Source organism: Lacinutrix sp. (assembly GCF_029238095.1).
Taxonomy (GTDB): Bacteria; Bacteroidota; Bacteroidia; order Flavobacteriales; family Flavobacteriaceae; genus Lacinutrix.
The window spans coordinates 21682-41588 of record NZ_JAQWGS010000011.1 but is presented as its reverse complement, the minus strand read 5'-3'; the positions used below and the strand labels follow the sequence as shown (position 1 = coordinate 41588).

Genomic DNA, 19907 nt, shown 5'->3' with positions numbered 1-19907 from the left:
TTTTACAGCAACTCTTTAATAACTTCATAAATTACTACTTAACGCATGGGATTTTTTGACTTCTTAACAGAAGAAATCGCAATAGATTTAGGAACTGCAAACACATTAATTATCCACAACGACAAGGTTGTTGTAGATGCACCTTCCATTGTTGCGAGAGATCGTATTTCAGGAAAAATAATAGCTGTTGGTCAAGAGGCCAATATGATGCAAGGGAAAACGCACGAAAACATAAAAACAATTAGGCCTTTAAAAGATGGTGTAATTGCAGATTTTGATGCTTCTGAGCAAATGATAAGCATGTTTATTAAAAACATACCTGCGCTTAAAAAAAAGTTATTTACACCATCGTTGCGTATGGTAATATGTATTCCTTCTGGAATTACAGAAGTAGAAATGCGTGCAGTAAAAGAAAGTGCAGAGCGTGTAAATGGTAAAGAAGTGTATTTAATACATGAGCCAATGGCTGCTGCTATTGGTATTGGTGTAGATATTATGCTACCTAAAGGCAACATGATTGTAGATATTGGTGGTGGAACTACCGAAATTGCAGTTATCGCTTTAGGTGGTATTGTTTGCGACAAGTCTGTTAAAATTGCAGGTGATGTGTTTACAAACGACATTATCTATTACATGAGAACACAACACAACCTTTATGTTGGTGAACGCACTGCCGAAAAAATAAAAATACAAATAGGTGCAGCGACCGAAGATTTAGATTTACCACCAGAAGACATGAGCGTTCAAGGACGTGATTTATTAACTGGAAAGCCTAAGCAGGTTCAAATTTCTTACAGAGAAATTGCTAAAGCTTTAGATAAATCTATTCTTAGAATTGAAGATGCTGTAATGGAAACCTTATCGCAAACACCTCCAGAATTAGCAGCAGATATTTACAACACTGGAATTTATTTAGCTGGTGGTGGCTCTATGCTACGTGGATTAGACAAGCGTTTATCTCAAAAAACAGACTTACCTGTTTATATTGCTGAAGATCCTTTACGTGCAGTAGTACGTGGAACAGGTATTACGCTTAAAAATATTCCTAAATACAAAAGTGTTTTGATTAAATAAAACTACCCTTAATAAATGCAACAAATAGTAAACTTTATACTAAGAAACAAAACGTTTCTTCTGTTTGTGCTATTGTTATTTGTTTCGGTAATGTTAACTATTCAATCTCACAGTTACCACAGAAGTAGATTTATAAATTCTGCTAATTTTTTAAGTGGAGGTATTTATAACGCTTCAAATTCTATGAGTGAATACTTCGATTTAAAAAACCAAAACAAACTACTTCAAGAAGACAATAAACGCTTAAAATCAATTCTGTATAATACAAAGCAAACACCAGACACTAATTATATTGACAGTACAAATTACAATAAAAAATATAAATTTACAGCTGCTCAAGTTATAAGAAACAGTTACGCAACGACCAATAATATTTTACTATTAAACAAAGGAGATAATGATAGTATTAAACAAGATTTTGGTGTGGTGTCTAGCAAAGGTATTATTGGTATAGTAGAAAAAACAAATAGAAATTATGCAACAGTACTTTCTATTTTAAATACCACGAGTAGTATTAGTGCTAAATTAAAAAAAACACCTCATTTTGGTTCACTAAAATGGAACGGAAACTCACCAAACACAATTCAACTTTCCGAAATTCCAAAAATTGCAACTGTAGCAAAAGGAGATACTATAATTACATCTGGTCGTTCTGCCATTTTTCCTAAAGGGATTCCAGTTGGTACAATTTCTAATTTTAAACTAGATAATGCCGAAAATTATTATGAAATAGACATTGTGCTATTTAATGATATGACAAGTATTGAACATGTTTATATTATAGAAAATAAAGATGCTAAAATTATAGAAAACATATTAAAAGATAATGACTAATTTATTATCTATACATACCATTCGTTTTATTGTATTGTTATTAATACAAGTTCTCCTTTTAAGTCATGTTAACTTTTTAGGCAATATAAATCCGTATCCATACATTTTATTTGTTTTACTATTTCCTGTAAAAAACAACAGACTTATTTTTATTTTATTAAGTTTTCTTTTAGGTTTATTAATTGATATGTTTTTAGACTCAGGAGGTATACATGCTGCTGCAACTGTAACCATTGCTTTTATAAGACCTGCAGCACTAAAGTTTAGTTTTGGAGCAGTATACGAGCATAATGCTATTAAATTTGGCAATGTAGATTTTGGGCAACGTATTACTTATATTACCATACTTGTTTTAATTCACCATTTCATTTTATTTTTACTTGAAATTTTTAACTTTTCAAAGATATTTTTAGTACTCAAAAACACGTTATTCTCAAGTATATTTACTATTTTATTATGTGTATTAATAACTATAATTTTTGGTGGCACAAATAAAAAATGAGACAGTTTTTACTCTTTCTTTCTGTTATTCTTGTTGGTGTATTATTTACAGCAAGACTATTTTATCTTCAAATTTACAATTCAAACTCTGATAGTATTTTTGATGATAATGCTATTAGAAAGGTTTATGATTACCCAAAAAGAGGGTTTGTTTACGATAGAAACGGAACGCTTCTAGTAGCAAACCAACCCTCTTACGATGTAATGGTAATACCAAGAGAAGTAGAACCTTTAGACACCTTAGAGTTTTGTAGACTACTAAAAATTGACAAAGCACGTTTTATTAGTCAGTTTGAAAAAGCCAAACATTATTCATGGCGAATAGCTTCTCCATTTGTATCTCATTTATCTAAAGAAGACTATGCTGTACTTCAAGAAAAAATGAGAAAATACAAAGGTTTTCACATTCAAAAACGATCTTTAAGACAATACGAAACTACTATTGGTGCCAATGTATTAGGAGACATTGGCGAAGTTAATAATAGAGATATTAATAATGATCCATATTATAATTTAGGTGATTTAATAGGAAAACAAGGTGTTGAAAAATCTTATGAAGCTATTTTACGCGGTAGAAAAGGCATCAAGTTTTTTCAAAAAGATAGATTTAATAGAAACATAGGACCATACAATGATGGTGCAAATGACACCTTACCAGAACCAGGTAAAGACATTAAAATAACTATAGATTCAGAACTTCAAGCTTATGGAGAATGGTTGATGCAAAATAAACGTGGTGGTATTATTGCTATAGAACCTAGTACAGGAGAAATTTTAGCCATGATTGCTGCTCCTAGCTACAATCCAAATGATTTAGTAGGAAGAAAACGCTCTAAAAACTTTAATAAGTTATTAAGAGACACCATAGCTAAACCTTTATTTAATAGAAGCTTACAAGGCGTATATAATCCTGGTTCTCCTTTTAAACTGATGAATGCACTTGTTGCCTTGCAAGAAGATGTGATAAAAACTAACGATAGGATTGTTTGCCAAAATGGTTATAAATTTGGAAATCGTTTTATGGGTTGCCATTGTGGTGGAGGTTCTAGAGATATGGTCTTAGGTATTCAAAAATCTTGTAATGCCTATTTTGCAAACCTTTACAGAAAAATATTAGACAAAAATAATAATGCATCAAATGGTATAGATGTTTGGAGTAACCATGTAAAAAGTTTTGGCCTTGGTAATTATTTAAACAACGACTTAGTTGTGGGACAAAAAGGCAGAATTCCTGATAGAGATTATTACAGAAATGCTTATCCAAAAGAATTCTATTCTACATACACATTATCTAATGCCATTGGTCAAGGTGAAGTAGCTACAACTCCTATTCAATTAGCAAACATGACAGCAGCAATTGCTAATCGTGGTTATTATTACACACCTCATATAATTAAAGCTATTGATGGCGAAACCTTACCAGAAAATTTTACAAAACCTAACTACACAACAATAGCGAAAAAACATTTTGATCCTGTAATTGAAGGCATGTTTCAAGTTTATAAAAACGGAACCGCAAGTGGCCTTCAAGTAAAAGACCTAGAAATTTGTGGAAAAACAGGAACTGTAGAAAATTTTGCTATTATAGACAGTGTGAGAACACAACTAACAGATCACTCTATATTTGTTGCATTTGCTCCAAAAGATAACCCTAAAATAGCCTTAGCAGTTTTTGTAGAAAACGGTTATTTTGGAAGTAGATTTGCCGGAAGAGTGGCGAGTTTAATGATTGAAAAATACATTAACAAGACCATTTCTAGAAAAGATCTAGAAGAATGGTTACTCACACATAGTTTAGAAAACGAATACGCTAAACCTCAATCTGGAAAACCTTTTAAAATTAATAGAGAAACAGAATATCAAATTATTCCTTTAGAAGAAAATATAGCCTTTCCAGACAAAACTAATATTAAGCTAACACCTTAATGAGACAAACAGATAGACATTTTAAGTTCGATTGGATTACCATTTTACTGTTTTTTATACTAGCAGGTTTTGGTTGGTTAAATATTTTATCTGCTTCACATACTGGCGAAATTATAGACTATTTTAGTTTTACAGAGTTTTACGGCAAACAGCTTATTTTTATCATCCTTTCGGTTATTTTAATCATTCTTATACTCTCTATAGATACTAAATTTTATGAACGTTTTTCCAGTATTATCTATTTTGCTTCTCTCCTCTCTTTAGTTGGCTTATTTATATTTGGAAAAAATATAAATGGTGCCACTTCATGGTACGATTTAGGAGGTATGACTTTGCAACCAAGTGAGTTTGCAAAAGCAGCAACAGCTTTAGCAGTAGCAAAATATGTTAGTGATTTACAAACAGACATTAAGCTATTTAAACATCAAATACGCATTTTTGCAATTATTGTTATTCCAGCATTTCTAATTTTATTACAAAAAGATGCAGGAAGCACATTAGTTTATGGTGCATTCTTCTTTGTACTCTATCGCGAAGGGCTTCCAAAAATATATTTAATTATAGGTTCGCTTTTAACTGTTTTAGCGATTTCTGCTTTAAAATTTGGTGTAATAATTACTATGTGTATTACAGTACTACTTGTCTTTGGTTACTTTTTTTCTCTCAAAAAAAAACCTTCCTTTTTTCAGCCAGTTTTAACCTTAACAATTGCACTATTAATAGCTTTTGGAGTTCGCTATACGTATAGTACACTTTTACCAGTCCACCAAAAAGACAGAATTACAATTTGGCTAAGTTTAGAAAAAGATGCAGAAAAGCTAGAAAAGATGAAGAAAGAGGCTGCATACAACCTTTTAGAGAGTGAAAAAGCCATTAGCTCAGGAGGACTAAAGGGCAAAGGTTTTATGGAAGGTACTAGAACCAAAGGTAAGTTTGTACCAGAACAACATACAGATTATATTTTTACAACTGTAGGCGAAGAATGGGGATTTATAGGCAGCTTTAGTGTAGTCCTTATTTTTGTGTTACTTATTCTACGTATTTTACACTTAGCCGAACTCCAAAAATCGCAATTTAGTCGCATTTATGGTTACTCGGTTGGAGCCATACTATTTATCCATTTTTTAATTAATATTGGTATGGTTATGGGTTTAATACCAACTATTGGTATTCCGTTACCTCTTTTTAGTTATGGTGGCTCTGGACTTTGGGGATTTACAATTCTTGTGTTTATTTTTATAAAATTAGACTCTAACAGAATAAACGAGTGGTAACAAGTATTATGTTACTTTTTACAACATTTAATTAACATAATTAAACAAACTTTATTATTAGCTTTGTAACTCTATATTTTTTCTATTGAAAATAACCGAACAAATAAAACAACCCATTGCTTACGAAATGGATCTTTTTGAACAAAAGTTCCGCTTGGCAATGGCTTCTAAAGTTCCGTTATTAAACAGAATTACACATTATATCGTTACAAGAAAAGGCAAACAAATGCGACCAATGTTCGTGTTTCTTGTCGCTAAAATGGTATCTAATGGTGAAGTTTTAGACAGAACCTATAGAGGAGCTTCAGTTATAGAGTTAATTCATACCGCAACACTAGTACATGATGATGTTGTAGACGATAGTAATAAACGTCGAGGTTTCTTTAGTATAAATGCCCTTTGGAAAAATAAAATAGCAGTGCTTATTGGCGACTACTTACTCTCTAAAGGCCTATTACTCTCTATAGATAATAACGATTTCGATTTACTAAAAATTATTTCTGTAGCAGTTAGAGAAATGAGCGAAGGCGAGTTACTACAAATTGAAAAAGCCAGAAGATTAGACATTACAGAAGCAGTATATTACGAGATAATAAGACAAAAAACAGCGACCTTAATTGCTGCCTGCTGCAGTCTTGGTGCAGCATCTGTAAAACCAGGATCTGAAGATGTAGAAACCATGCGAAAGTTTGGAGAGCTTATTGGTATGGCATTTCAAATTAAGGACGATCTGTTCGACTATGGCACCAACAGCATTGGTAAACCAGTAGGTATCGATATTAAAGAGCAAAAAATGACTTTACCGCTTATTCACGTACTAAACATTGTAAGCAAAAAAGATAAAAATTGGCTTATTAACTCCATTAAAAACCATAATAAAAACAAAAAACGCGTGAGCGAAGTGATTGCTTTTGTTAAAGATAATGGAGGCTTAGACTATGCTGTTACAAAAATGAAAGCATTTCAAACCGAAGCCCTACAAATATTGCAAAAATTTCCAGATTCAAGCTACAAATCTTCTTTAGAATTAATGGTAAATTACGTGATTGAAAGAAAAAAATAATTTTTTTTTAATCACGAGGCAACCTTTTGCACACAAATTGCGTCTTTATATATAGAACCACTAAACTAACAGTTTTTTGAAAGTTATTCAACTCTATAAAAATGAAACGAGGCTTATAAAAAGAGCTCAAAAAACAATCGTGAAGCACAACACGTATTGTACGAGTTGCATGCACCAAAAATGTTAAGCGTTTGCAGATACTATATTAAAGATTTACAACAGTGTATCTTACACTAAATCTAAAAAAAGTGAAGCCGTTAAATACGACATTCGCACAAGCAACGACCTTGTTATGGCTTTTGGGTTAAATAATGCTATTATAGATGGACAAAGCCTTAGCGACTCGCCATACAAAATTGGAGGCTCTGGTTTTGTAGAATTAGGTTGGAATTGGAAAACAAGACTTGGTAAGTCTGGAAATTCACCACGATTAAAATATGGTTTTATGTTTCAATGGAATAAATACGAACTTAAAGACAATAAAATATTAGTCCAAAATGGTAATACTAATACATTAGAAACATTTTCATCAGACTTAAAACAATCTGAATTTAGAAATACAAACTTAGTTTTCCCTTTATACTTTGAGTTTGGACCAATGAAAACCATTGAGAAAAAAGACAGAGTACGCTATATCAACAATGGTAAATTTAAATTTGGTATTGGTGCTTATGGAGGTTTAAATTTAGGTTCACAACTTAAATTACGTTATAAAGAAGATGGAGACAGAGTGAAACAAAAAATAAGACGCGATTTTAACGTTAGTAATTTTGTTTATGGTTTAGGTACTTATGTTGGTGTTGGTGATATGAGTCTTTATGCCAAATACGATTTATCTGAAACCTTCAGAAATCAAGCTATAAAGCAAAATAATATATCGCTTGGATTAAGAGTAGACTTAGATTAAAAAATTTGTGTTAGTTTCTTTAATTAAAAAATCTGTAAACTTTCAAAAGCATTCTAATTATATTACATTTACATCGTTATTCTGCAAAAGCTTAAAACTTCAAAGTAATTGATTTCAAAATCTACCATAGACCAAGTATACGAAACTGCTCGATTAGAGGAGGTGATTGGCGATTTTGTGCAGTTAAAAAAAGCAGGTAGTAACTATAAAGGGTTAAGTCCGTTTAGCGAAGAGCGTTCACCAAGTTTTATGGTCTCACCAGTAAAACAAATATGGAAAGATTTTTCTAGTGGAAAAGGTGGAAACGTAGTAGCTTTTTTAATGGAACACGAACATTTTACCTATCCTGAAGCTATAAAATACCTCGCTAAAAAATACAATATCGAGATTGAAGAAACCAAAAAGTCTAACGAAGAAAAAGAGGCACAAGACAGACGCGAAAGTCTATATTTAGTTAGTGAATATGCAAACACCTATTTTAAGCATATTTTACATAAAACAGACAAAGGTAAAGCCATAGGTTTAAGCTATTTTAAAGAACGTGGTTTTACAGACGAAACTATCAAAAAATTCGACTTAGGTTACTGTACAGAGGCTTGGAGTGGTTTTACAGACGAGGCTTTAAAAAAAGGTTACAAGCTAGAATTTTTAGCAGAAACTGGCTTAACTATAGACAAAGGCGATAAACAGTTTGATAGGTTTAAAGGTCGTGTTATGTTCCCAATACAAAGTATGAGTGGTCGTGTTTTAGGCTTTGGTGGACGTATATTAACCAATGATAAAAAAGCAGCAAAATATTTAAACTCACCAGAAAGTGATATTTACCACAAGAGTAAAGTGTTATATGGTATTTACCATGCAAAACAAAGTATTGCAAAAGAAGACAATTGTTATTTAGTTGAAGGATATACTGATGTGATACAGTTTCATCAAACTGGTGTTACCAATGTTGTGTCTTCTTCTGGAACCGCTTTAACTAGTGATCAAATTCGATTAATAAACAGATTAACAAAAAACATTACTGTACTTTTTGATGGAGATGCAGCTGGAATGAGAGCCTCTATAAGAGGTATCGATCTTATTCTTGAGCAAGGCATGAATGTTAAGGTTTGTAGCTTTCCAGAAGGTGAAGATCCAGATAGTTTTGCAAAAACAAATACACTAGAAGAATTAAAGCATTACCTAAATGAAAATGCTAAAGATTTTATTCAATTTAAGGCTTCGGTTTTATTTGAAGAGTCACAAAACGACCCAATAAAAAAAGCAGAGACCATTAGAGATATTATTAACAGTATCGCTAAAATTCCAGATCGTATTAAACGCGAAGTTTATATACAAGAATGTTCTAGAATTATGGATATTAGCGAAGACGTACTTTTTAGCACGCTAGCACAACTCACACAAAAAGAAGCAAACGATCAAGCCAAACAACAACAAAAACCACAACAAGCCTTTGAAGTTATTAAACACCAAACGCCTATAACAAAAATTGATGTACAATATGTTTTAGAACGAAAAATTATAGAAATTTTATTGCTATATGGAAACAAAACTGAAGATTTTGAAGACCTCGTTCTTAAAGAAAATGAAAAAGGTGTTCTTATTTTAGAACCAGTAATACAACAAGCCAAAGTATTTGAAAAAGTGTTTTTAGATTTGCAAGATGATGAAATGGAATTCTCTAACGAACAGTTTAAAACTTTATATTACAAGATAATAGAAACTTTAAATCAGAATCCAGATTTTTCATCAGAACAATTTATTAATAACGAAAATCAAGAAATTAGTAGTGAGATTACTAATATTTTAATGGAAGATGAACGTTACGAATTGTCTGATTGGGAACGAAAAAACATTTTCCCAAAGTCTAAAAAAGAAAGTATTGCACAATTAGTAAGCGAAACCATTTTAAGTTTACGTTGCCATTTAATAGACAAAAAAGTAATTGGTTTTCAACAAAAAACTATAGAAAACAAAAACGAAGTTAATAGAAGTATTTTAGAAGAAGTAAAAGATTATTCTGGTTTAAAAATGTTGTTATCAAGAAAGTTAAATCGTGTACTTTAAAATGACTAAGAACTAATTAAGCCAAATTATTTTTAATATTTGGATTAATAAACATCAAATCTTTAGCAAATTGAATTTTATTTTTTGGTGAAATTATTAACTCTTCAAATTTTCCATATTTAATTTCAATGCGATCAAATGAAGCTGCTGGTGATGAAATAATATTAGTTGATTTTGAAATTTCTTTTATATCTAGAATATTAATTGGTTTGTAAGTAAAGAAGCCACATCTTACTTGTAGTTGGCTTTCTTCAATTAAATATTCTGTTTTAAAAAACATATGTAATATAAATACATAAACTATAATTAAAAATAATAAGAGTAAGACTAATGCTTTATAAACTCCATCAATAATTAGGTTTATAATTATTGGACTAAAAAAAACAATAAATAATACAACCAACAATCCATAAGATATTTTAGACGAATATTTTTTAGCCATAACAAATTACATTATTTCTTTAGGAATTTCACAAACAGGAATTGGTATCATCTTATGTCTGTTAGCAGTGTTATAGCGTTTAAAAATAGTAAACACTTCCTTTTTTCTTCCACTAAAATCATTTGCTGTACTACCTTTTTCACTCTCTAGCATAGCCCATTCTAATTCTGGGTAAGATGCTCCTATTTGGTCTTCATCACTTCTGGCATCACCAAAAAGTCCGTCGCTTGGTGCAGCTTTCATTATTGAACTTGGCACTTTTAAAAACTCACCAATAGCATAGACTTCGCTTTTAAGCAAATCAGCAATCGGACTCAAATCTACACCTCCATCTCCATATTTGGTGTAAAAACCTACGCCAAAATCTTCAACTTTATTTCCTGTTCCAGCAACTAACAACCCTAATAAACCAGCATGATAGTATAAAGTGGCCATCCTTAATCGCGCTCTAGTATTTGCTAAAGCCATATCAACAACTTCTTGTTTGCCTTCTAGAGACACTTCGGTTTTAAACTCCTCAAAAACAGGTGTTAAGTCTGTACGTGTATCGCTAACATTTGGAAAACGAGATTTTAATTGCTTAATGTGCTCTTCTGCTCTAGACACATGACTAGCAGCTTGATGTATTGGCATTTCTATGCACAAAACCTCTAATCCTGTTTTTGCACATAAAGTAGAAGTAACTGCAGAATCTATTCCACCAGAAATTCCTACAACAAATCCATTAACTCTTGCGTTAGTAGCATAGTCTTTTAACCAATTAACAATATGATTAACTACTTTTTCTGTTTGCATTTTTTAAAGTATTTAAAACAAAGAATAGTACCTTTGCCTAACAAAAATAAAGTAAACACTTTAGGAATAAAAATGAAAAGCCTTTTGAAACCTATTTATTTTCTTTTACTGTCTTCTCTAACACTATTTTCGTGTGAAAAAGAGGACAAAATCGAAGCTGAAATCTCTAAAATTAGTATTGATTTTACAGTTGAACGTTTTGATAAAGCTTTCGCAGAAGTAACACCTAATACCTTACCTCAACTTAAGGAAGCCTATCCGTTTTTATTTGTAAAAAGTTATGATGATGCTTTTTGGCTAAACAAATTAAAAGACACTTTACAACAAGAATTACAAAACGAAACCATTAAAAAATTTGAAAATTTAAAAAAAGAAACAGTAGAAATAGAATCTTTATTTAAACATGTAAAATATTATTTTCCAGAATTTAAAACACCAAGAGTCATTACTGTTGCAACAGATGTAGACTATAGAAATAAAGTAATTGTAACAGACACTATAGTTGTTTTACCATTAGCAAATTACCTTGGCAAAGACCATTTTTTTTACGATGGTATTCAAGAATACATTGCAGAAGATCTAGAACCTAAACACCTAGTTGTAGATTTAGCTACAAATTATGCTAAACACTATACTTTTAATCAACGCAGAAAAACATTTTTAGACGATTTAATATTCGAAGGCAAACTGTTGTATTTTAAAGACAAAGTCATTCCGTTTAAAACAGATGCAGAAAAATTAAATTATACAGAAGCCGAATATAATTGGGCTAAAGCCAACGAAGAGTATATTTGGCGCTATTTTGTAGATAAAGAATTGTTATTTAATACAGACACAAAACTACCTAGCCGTTTTATTAATCCTGCACCTTTTTCTAAATTTTACTTAGAACAGATAGACAGCGAGTCTCCAGGAGAAATTGGAAAATATATTGGCTGGCAAATAGTGCGCGATTACATGAAAAATAATACTATTTCTTTTAAACAAATGCTTACCAAAAGTACCGAAGAAATATTTGATAATGCAAAATATAAACCAAGAAAATAATGGCAAATTTAAAATCTAAAATCACTTTAAACGTAGAATTAGACGAGAATCGAGTTCCAGAAAAACTTAATTGGACCGCAGAAGATGGTGGTATTACAAATGCTGAAGCTAAAGCAATGATGCTTTCAGTTTGGGATAGTAAAGCACAAGAATCTTTACGTATAGATTTATGGACAAAAGATATGCCTGTAGATGAAATGAAAGTGTTTTTTCATCAAACCTTAGTGGCCATGAGTAATACATTTAATCGTGCTACTCAAGATGATAAAATGACAGCAACTATGAAAGATTTTTGTGATTATTTTGCTGAAAAACTTGAATTGAAAAACAAATAACAACACGCTTTATATCGTTAAAAAATAGTGTTTTATCGATAAAAATTATTTATTGATTTATTTTTTTAATGGAAATAAAAAAATTATTTATATTAGAAAAATTATTAACTAAATTTTATTTTTTATGAAAAAAATTACTTTATTAGTTTTATGTTTATCAGTATCATTATGGTCTTCTGGACAATGTACTAGTATTGGTGGTGGAAATTGGCCAACCGGTCTTATAACAATGCTTAATGATGGTGCTGTACAAACGATTGCTACTAACAATTATGGAGCAGGAGAATATACTGCAATGACTGGTTTTGTAGCAGGAAACACATACACAGTTAATGCAACGAATATGAATGGTATTTATATTACAATTGCTGAAATAGATTGGGCTGCACCTGCAATAGGTGGTACTGTATTAGGACATGGAACTCCTTCTGTAACTTTCACAGCAACTACGCCAGATATTATTCTCCACTGGCATTTAGATGCAACTTGTGATGAATCTGGTGCCGAAAATACGTTAACAACAATTCAATGTACTAGTGCTTCATGTAGCTGTACAGCTGGTGCTGCTCCAGACGCTGCAGTAGCTCCTAGTCCTGTAGATAATGCTGTTGATGTACCTATTGATGATACAGATCCTGCGAATCTAGCCGTTGGCCCTTTTTCTTGGTCAGATAATGGTGAAGCAACAGTTTATGATTTTAATATTGTAGGTGTTGGTACTGCATCTGGCGTTGGAAACCCAGTAACCATTAATTATACTTGGGCATATAATACTACTTACCAATGGTCTATAACCTCAACAAACTGCCTTGGAACAGTTACAAGTGTAGACTATACATTTACGACAGAAATGGACCCTTCATTATCTACTGAAGAATTTGAATCTAACAATTCAATCTCTCATTTTTATAATGTAAATACTAATGATTTAACTTTTAAGTCTTCTAGTTTACCATTTACTAATGTAGAAATCTATAGTATTTTAGGACAACAAGTATTAAACAATAAACTATCAGAAACTAATGAAACTATAAACCTATCAAATATAACAGATGGTATTTATATAGCTAAAGTTAGTGTTGATGGAAGAACTGAAGCAATTAAATTTGTGAAAAAATAAGTTTCTCAAACTTATTTTAAAATTTTAAAGCCTCATTTTTATAAATAAAATGAGGCTTTTTATATTACTTTACTTAGAATAGTACAATTATGTTTTATTAGCCAGCTGTCCGCAAGCTGCATCAATATCTTTGCCTCTACTTCTACGTACATTTACAACAATACGATTACGTTCTAATTCTGCAATATAATTATCTATCGTTGTATTTGAAGCTTGTTGAAATGCTCCATCATCTATTGGGTTGTATTCTATAATATTTACCTTACAAGGCACATATTTACAGAACTTCACTAAAGCCTCAATATCTTTCATACTATCATTTATGCCATCCCAAACTACATATTCGTAAGTAATTTTACGCTCTGTTTTTTTATACCAATATTCTAAAGCTTCTTTTAAATCTTTAAGTGGAAACGTTTCGTTAAAAGGCATTATACTTGTTCTTACTTCGTCTATTGCAGAGTGTAAGGATACTGCAAGATTAAACTTTACGGCATCGTCTGCCATTTTTTTAATCATTTTTGGAACACCAGATGTTGAAACTACTATTCGTTTTGGAGACATTCCTAAACCTTCTGGAGATGTAATTTTATCTATGGCTTTTATAACATTATTATAGTTCATGAGTGGTTCTCCCATTCCCATAAACACAATATTACTTAGTGGTCTATTAAAGTATAATCTACTCTCTCTGTCTATGGCAACTACTTGGTCGTAAATCTCATCTGGATTTAGATTACGCATACGTTTTAAACGTGATGTTGCACAAAATTTACAATCTAAACTACAGCCAACTTGACTAGACACACAGGCTGTCGTTCTGGTTTCGGTTGGGATAAGTACAGATTCTACTATTAAGCCATCGTGTAACTTTACAGCATTTTTTACTGTACCATCACTACTACGTTGCATTGTATCTACCTCAATATGGTTAATAACGAAGTTGTCTTCTAGCATTTGGCGGGTTTCTTTAGAAATATTTGTCATATCCTCAAAAGTATGCGCACCTTTACTCCACAACCATTCGTATACTTGGTTGCCACGAAAGGCTTTATCTCCTTCTTTTACAAAGAACTCTCGAAGTTGTTCTTTGGTTAATGCTCGAATGTCTTTTTTCTTTATTTCCATAGTGTTAGCACAAAGGTAATTAATTATTGATGTTTGCTTAACACTTTTTGTTTTTTACTAAAAAAACTAATGGTAAGCCAGCGTTAAGGATGGAGGCACTTGTTGAAGCTCCTCGCAGAGAGCGACTGCCGAGAGCCTGACCTGCTTTTGCTTTAAAAGAGCAAAAGTAGGTAACGCCATAAAAAAACCTCTTTTAACTTAGAGCGAAAAGAGGTTTTATTTTTTTGTATGTTATTGATAATTAGATAATTAACATTGCATCTCCATAACTGTAGAATTTATACTTTTCTTTTATCGCTTCGGCATATGCTTTTTTAATAAAATCGTGTCCTGCAAAAGCAGAAGCCATCATCATTAATGTTGATTTTGGTGTATGAAAATTTGTAATCATACTGTTTGCAATACTAAAATCGTATGGAGGAAAAATAAATTTGTTAGTCCAACCATCTATTTCATTTAAGGTTTGGTTTGAAGATACAGAACTTTCTACTGCTCGCATAGCTGTTGTACCTACTGCACAAATACGACGTCTATTTTTTAACGCTTTATTTATTTTCTCTACTGTTTCTGAGCCTATCTGCACTTCTTCACTATCCATTTTATGTTTAGATAAATCTTCTACCTCAACAGAGTTAAAGGTGCCTAAACCTACGTGTAATGTTACTTTAGCAAAGTCTACTCCTTTAATTTCTAAACGCTTTAATAAGTGTTTAGAAAAATGCATTCCTGCAGTTGGAGCTGCTACAGCTCCTTCCTTTTCTGCAAAAATAGTTTGATAACGCTCCTCGTCTTCTGGTTCTACTTCTCTTTTAATATATTTAGGTAATGGTGTTTGCCCTAACGAGGTTAATTTTTTACGGAACTCTGTATAAGAACCATCGTAAAGGAAACGTAGTGTTCTTCCTCTTGAAGTTGTATTATCTATAACCTCTGCAACTAAACTTTCGTCGTCACCAAAGTATAATTTATTTCCTATTCTTATTTTACGAGCTGGATCTACAAGTACATCCCAAAGACGTTGTTCTTCGTTTAATTCGCGTAATAAAAAGACTTCTATTCTGGCTCCTGTTTTTTCTTTGTTTCCAAAAAGGCGAGCTGGAAAAACTTTTGTATCATTAAGAATCATGACATCGTCCTCATCAAAATAATCTATAATATCTTTAAATTGTTTATGTTCTATGGTTTGCTCTTTACGATTTAAAACCATTAAACGTGCTTCGTCTCTATTTTCCGATGGATATTCTGCCAATAACTCCTCGGGTAATTCGAAGTTAAAGTGTGATAATTTCATTTTCATGCTTGACGTGTTTAGGTTTAGAAAGTTGCAAATATACAATCTCAAGATAGGCGTTGTCAAGTAAATGAGTGATTATTATTTATTAATTTCTATTCCTAAGCTATTTAAGTCTTTCCAAAACGTTGGATACGATTTTGAAACCACAGTATAATCTTCAATTTCTACTGGCACTTTTAAGGCTAAAGGTGCGAAAGCCATGGCCATTCTATGGTCGTTGTAGGTTGCGATTACCATATGTTTTTTTATTTTTTTTGAAGCTGAAAGATGAAGACTCTCATTTGTGATTTTTATTTGCCCACCTAATTTTTCAATTTCTGTTTTTAACGCTTCTAATCTATCGGTCTCTTTGATTTTAAGGGTGTGTAATCCTGTTAAATTAGATTTTAAACCTAAAGCAAAAGCTGTTACTGCGATGGTTTGCGCAATATCTGGTGCATTTGCCAAATCGAAATCAATACTAGTCTCTTGGCTAATTGTTTTTATTTTTTCAATAACAATAGATTGTTCTTTATAGGTTGTTTTAACACCAAAACTTTTATATAATTCTGTTAGAGCAGAGTCGCCTTGTAAACTATTTTTAGTGTATGATGACAATTCTATAGTAGTTCCTATTTTAGAAAGTGCAACAATACTGTAATAATATGAGGCAGATGACCAATCGGATTCCACAGTTAACAACGTGTTTTTTATAGCTTCTCTTTTTGGATTAACCGTTATGGTGTTATCTATAAATGTTGAGGCTACACCAATACGTTTTAATAAATCTAAAGTCATATTAATATAAGGCACAGATGTTATCTTTCCATTTAAAGTAAGTACAATACCATTTTCGAGTTTAGACGCAATTAATAATATCGCCGAAATGTATTGGCTACTAACATTTGCCTTTAAAGTCACCTTATTTTTATTGAGTACTTTACCGTGTATTAAAAGTGGTGGATAGCCTTCTTTTTCTTGATATGAAATATTAGCGCCTAATTGATTTAAGGCATCGACCAAAATTTTAATTGGTCTTTCTTTCATGCGTTTAGAACCTGTAAGTATGGTTTCTCTATCTTTTTGAGTAGCAAAATAGGCTGTTAAAAAGCGCATGGCTGTTCCTGCGTGATGAATGTCTATTTCTTCTTCTGTGGAAGCTAAGGCTTTTGTCATTAATTGAGAATCGTCGCTATTAGAGACGTTTTCAATTTTTATCTCTGGATATAATGCTTGAAGTAATAACAATCTATTAGACTCGCTTTTAGAGCCTGTAATTTGGATTGAAGACTGTTGTTTTATATAAGACTGTTTGAGTTTTAAATTCATTTTATAATTTGAATACTTTGAAGAATTGGAAGTTTATTTTAGCTTCTGGTTATTGTGGTGTCTATCGTGATCACGCTTCGTTTTTATATCTAGCTTTTTATCGAAAGCCTCCTGCAAATCTATTCCTGTTTGGTTTGCAAGACATAAAACAACAAACATTACATCTGCTAATTCTTCGCCTAAATCTTTATTTTTATCACTTTCTTTTTCACTCTGTTCTCCATAGCGTCTTGCAATAATTCTAGCAACCTCTCCAACTTCTTCTGTAAGTTGTGCCATATTGGTGAGCTCATTAAAATAACGAACACCATGGTTTTTAATCCAATTATCTACTTCTTGTTGTGCGTTTTTAATGTCCATTGTCTTTGTTTTTATAGTGCAAAAATAATAAAACTATTAGGCATGGAATACCAATATATTTTAATTCGTTTAAAATAACTTGCATACCCCAACTCGAAAAGAATTCGCTAATTCCAATTGGTGATACTTTTATAACTTTCCACGGAAAGAAAAACCGTTCATTATTAAACGGAATAAAAAAACCAACACCTCTTCCTCCTGTTGTTATAGCATCTAAAACACCATGAGAGAGCGTAGAAAGAAAGATAACTATAAAGAAAAGTTTCTTTTTTGTTTTTGTAAAAATGAACGACAAAACTGTTGCCCAAAACAGAGCAAAAACTATTGAATGAGTAAAACCACGATGTCCAAAAGGATGTGAATATGGTATTTTACCAAATGTTATAACATCTAAATCTGGGACTAAAGCAGAGCCAATAGCTAAGAATAGCAGTAATTTATTGGTCTTCCCTTTAGCGATTTTGACTAATGTAAAACCAACTAATCCATGACCAAAAATTGATGCCATATTTTTTTAAATTATTTTTTTAATGCTATTTTAGACTTATCGTGCTTTACTATGTTGCTGTAAAATTTCCGAAAAGCCTTGTAATCTTCCTTTGTATATTTACCTTTATTTAAAGTTAATTTTCGTGTATACTTTAACTGATTATCTGTTAATTTTTCAATTTTAGCATTGTACTCTCCAAACTTACTGGTTAATGAAACTGCATCAAACAAGGCTTCAACAGTTAAAGTATTAGAGAGAGTGAAAATATATTCATCTTCATCTACAAAACCTCTATCTATCTCAAAAGGCAAGGTTCTTTCTTGATATCGTGGTGGAATGTATGTATTTTTATTAAACACATTTGGTATTAATAGAATTCTGTTTCCTGCTCTTGAACCATATTTAGAAGCCTTTAATTTTAAGTTTTCTGTGTAAACAATATTGTCTTTATTATTATTAAAACGCATAGAAACTATCTCTAGATTATTAATATTATCGTATTTATTTTTGTAATAAAGTGTTTTGTCTTTGTCTTCTTTGTCCTCTAAACTTTTATACTTATTATATTGCGTTCCTTTAGAAGCAATTTCAAGTTTTGCTGTAAATGCTCCAGTTTCATCTAAAGTTATTGATGCTTGACTTTTTTGAGTATTACCTTCTGTATTGTATACAGTTGTATGTACGATTTTACCACCTTCTGGAGTAATAATTAAAGCGTCTCTATCGTCTGTAAAATTAGCAATATAGCCAAATGGTGTGGTTTGACTGGTGCATTCTAAAAACACATAATTGTCTTGATATGGCATTGCTAGAATGGCATGGTTTCCTTGTTGCGAAGAAAACGCTTTATCTATACTTTCTATATCTCTTTTACCATAAATAAGGGTGTAATAAGAATCTATACCAACAGCTTTCAGTAATGCTTTTGTATAATTAGACAACGCTTTACAATCACCATAACTTAATTTATCTACATCGCTTGCTAACATTGGTTTCCAACCTCCAATACCAACTTGAACGCTTATGTAACGTGTTTTGTCTTGCATATATTTATAGACTATTTTGGCTTTCTCTATATCAGAACTAGCAGCTGATGTTAGCTTTGTGATTTCGGTAATTACGTTTTCAGGTAAGACTTCTGTGTCTTTATTTAAGTCTGTATCTACCCACTTACCAAAAGACTGCCAGCTTGTGTTTATTCCTTTTACGCCTTTCATATCAAACTCTTGTAAAGCCAACTTTAACTCTGGTGCAAATACAGAAAAATCTGGTGCAAATGCTTCAGCTTTTATAGCCTTCAAATTATTAGCTTCAAAATGGAAATCTGAAACCTCTGTAATGTTGTAATTTTCAAAATTTGATGTTTTCTTTTTTAAAATAACTCCTGAACTATTAACCACTTTAAAACTTGAAAACTCTGTACTAATAAAATAACCTTCTATAGGTATCCACCTTGGCATAAAAGCGGTTGTAGAAGTAACATATTGCGCTTCGAATTCCACTGTATATGGATAGCTTGATGGTGTATAACTTAAGTACTTCTCTCTATTATCTGAAAACAAAGTACCACCGGAAATTGAACTTACATCTTTAAACTCTTTTTCTTTAAAACTTTTTATTTCTTCACCTAAAGCATCGTAAACTATAGCTTTAACCTCTTTAATATTAACAGCATCATCGTATCCTAAATAAGCTCCTGTTTTTTTTATACCATACTCGTTTAAAACTGTAACTATGCGATGCTCTGTTACAATCATTTTATTGTAATCTTTAATTTCTATTTCTAAAGATTGGTGTCTAATTACTGCATTTGCATGCTCTTTTAATTCAGAACTTATGGTGAATGCGTTGGTTTTACTTGATTGAGAAGTGCCAATTACACTAAATAGTAAAAAAAATAAGTTTAATGCTAATTTATGGGACATTTGGTTGGTTTGGAAAT

At 31.6% G+C, this 19907-nt stretch carries 19 protein-coding genes and 1 pseudogene; 12 read left to right on the top strand and 8 right to left on the bottom strand.

Going from position 1 to position 19907, the window contains the following annotated elements:
• Positions 1 to 45 precede the first annotated feature (45 nt).
• The 9 genes and pseudogenes from P8H50_RS03585 to dnaG all read left to right on the top strand — a co-directional run bounded on the left by P8H50_RS03585 (position 46) and on the right by dnaG (position 9646).
• Positions 46 to 1074: a rod shape-determining protein gene (locus tag P8H50_RS03585; RefSeq protein ID WP_300205681.1), complete on the top strand. Its 1029-nt coding sequence runs from the start codon at positions 46 to 48 to the stop codon at positions 1072 to 1074.
• Between the two features lie 15 nt (positions 1075 to 1089).
• The gene (mreC, locus tag P8H50_RS03580; RefSeq protein WP_300205679.1) at positions 1090 to 1908 is read left to right on the top strand and encodes a rod shape-determining protein MreC; all 819 of its coding nucleotides are present in this window, start codon (positions 1090 to 1092) and stop codon (positions 1906 to 1908) included.
• A complete protein-coding gene (locus P8H50_RS03575) occupies positions 1901 to 2410 on the top strand; it encodes a rod shape-determining protein MreD (protein WP_300205677.1) in 510 nt (169 codons plus the stop codon). Before mreC ends, P8H50_RS03575 begins: the two co-directional genes overlap by 8 nt.
• A complete protein-coding gene (gene mrdA, locus P8H50_RS03570) occupies positions 2407 to 4335 on the top strand; it encodes a penicillin-binding protein 2 (RefSeq protein ID WP_300205674.1) in 1929 nt (642 codons plus the stop codon). The genes P8H50_RS03575 and mrdA overlap by 4 nt, the downstream gene beginning before the upstream one ends.
• Positions 4335 to 5609 (top strand): rod shape-determining protein RodA, encoded by a 1275-nt coding sequence (gene rodA, locus P8H50_RS03565; protein ID WP_300205672.1) that lies wholly within the window; start codon positions 4335 to 4337, stop codon positions 5607 to 5609. Before mrdA ends, rodA begins: the two co-directional genes overlap by 1 nt.
• A gap of 85 nt (positions 5610 to 5694) precedes the next feature.
• Positions 5695 to 6672 (top strand): polyprenyl synthetase family protein, encoded by a 978-nt coding sequence (locus P8H50_RS03560; RefSeq protein WP_300205670.1) that lies wholly within the window; start codon positions 5695 to 5697, stop codon positions 6670 to 6672.
• 76 nt (positions 6673 to 6748) lie between these two features.
• A pseudogene (locus P8H50_RS03555) lies at positions 6749 to 6891 on the top strand (RNA polymerase subunit sigma-70); the annotation flags it as partial.
• A gap of 73 nt (positions 6892 to 6964) precedes the next feature.
• Positions 6965 to 7579 (top strand): hypothetical protein, encoded by a 615-nt coding sequence (locus tag P8H50_RS03550; protein ID WP_300205668.1) that lies wholly within the window; start codon positions 6965 to 6967, stop codon positions 7577 to 7579.
• A gap of 108 nt (positions 7580 to 7687) precedes the next feature.
• Positions 7688 to 9646, top strand: coding sequence for a DNA primase (gene dnaG, locus P8H50_RS03545; protein ID WP_300205666.1), 1959 nt, complete (start codon positions 7688 to 7690; stop codon positions 9644 to 9646).
• Positions 9647 to 9662: 16 nt separating this feature from the next.
• Here the strand turns inward: dnaG and P8H50_RS03540 are convergent, their stop codons facing one another.
• Complete coding sequence (locus P8H50_RS03540) at positions 9663 to 10088, bottom strand: PH domain-containing protein (protein WP_300205664.1); 426 nt, start codon at positions 10086 to 10088, stop codon at positions 9663 to 9665.
• Between the two features lie 6 nt (positions 10089 to 10094).
• Positions 10095 to 10883 (bottom strand): NAD(+) synthase, encoded by a 789-nt coding sequence (gene nadE, locus P8H50_RS03535; RefSeq protein ID WP_300205662.1) that lies wholly within the window; start codon positions 10881 to 10883, stop codon positions 10095 to 10097.
• A gap of 72 nt (positions 10884 to 10955) precedes the next feature.
• Here nadE and gldB point away from each other — a divergent pair, with 72 nt between their 5' ends.
• From gldB to P8H50_RS03520, 3 genes are all read left to right on the top strand, one after another.
• Positions 10956 to 11930, top strand: a complete 975-nt coding sequence (gene gldB / locus P8H50_RS03530) for a gliding motility lipoprotein GldB (protein WP_300205660.1) — start codon at positions 10956 to 10958, stop codon at positions 11928 to 11930.
• Positions 11930 to 12265, top strand: coding sequence for a gliding motility protein GldC (gldC, locus tag P8H50_RS03525; protein WP_300205658.1), 336 nt, complete (start codon positions 11930 to 11932; stop codon positions 12263 to 12265). Before gldB ends, gldC begins: the two co-directional genes overlap by 1 nt.
• Before the next feature lie 124 nt (positions 12266 to 12389).
• Positions 12390 to 13385 carry a T9SS type A sorting domain-containing protein gene (locus tag P8H50_RS03520; RefSeq protein ID WP_300205656.1) on the top strand — a complete coding sequence of 332 codons (996 nt, stop codon included), beginning with the start codon at positions 12390 to 12392 and terminating at the stop codon, positions 13383 to 13385.
• A gap of 87 nt (positions 13386 to 13472) precedes the next feature.
• Here the strand turns inward: P8H50_RS03520 and rlmN are convergent, their stop codons facing one another.
• The 6 genes from rlmN to P8H50_RS03490 form a co-directional block, all read right to left on the bottom strand.
• A complete protein-coding gene (gene rlmN, locus P8H50_RS03515) occupies positions 13473 to 14513 on the bottom strand; it encodes a 23S rRNA (adenine(2503)-C(2))-methyltransferase RlmN (protein ID WP_300205654.1) in 1041 nt (346 codons plus the stop codon).
• A gap of 241 nt (positions 14514 to 14754) precedes the next feature.
• Positions 14755 to 15804: a tRNA preQ1(34) S-adenosylmethionine ribosyltransferase-isomerase QueA gene (gene queA / locus P8H50_RS03510; protein ID WP_300205752.1), complete on the bottom strand. Its 1050-nt coding sequence runs from the start codon at positions 15802 to 15804 to the stop codon at positions 14755 to 14757.
• Between the two features lie 81 nt (positions 15805 to 15885).
• Positions 15886 to 17115: a 3-phosphoshikimate 1-carboxyvinyltransferase gene (gene aroA, locus P8H50_RS03505; protein ID WP_300205652.1), complete on the bottom strand. Its 1230-nt coding sequence runs from the start codon at positions 17113 to 17115 to the stop codon at positions 15886 to 15888.
• A 33-nt stretch (positions 17116 to 17148) separates the two neighbouring features.
• Entirely contained in the window at positions 17149 to 17475 is a 327-nt protein-coding gene (locus P8H50_RS03500) for a nucleotide pyrophosphohydrolase (RefSeq protein ID WP_300205650.1), read from the bottom strand.
• Positions 17465 to 17983 (bottom strand): metal-dependent hydrolase, encoded by a 519-nt coding sequence (locus tag P8H50_RS03495; RefSeq protein ID WP_300205648.1) that lies wholly within the window; start codon positions 17981 to 17983, stop codon positions 17465 to 17467. Before P8H50_RS03495 ends, P8H50_RS03500 begins: the two co-directional genes overlap by 11 nt.
• 11 nt (positions 17984 to 17994) lie before the next feature.
• Positions 17995 to 19890, bottom strand: coding sequence for a DUF3857 domain-containing protein (locus tag P8H50_RS03490; RefSeq protein ID WP_300205646.1), 1896 nt, complete (start codon positions 19888 to 19890; stop codon positions 17995 to 17997).
• Positions 19891 to 19907 lie beyond the last annotated feature (17 nt).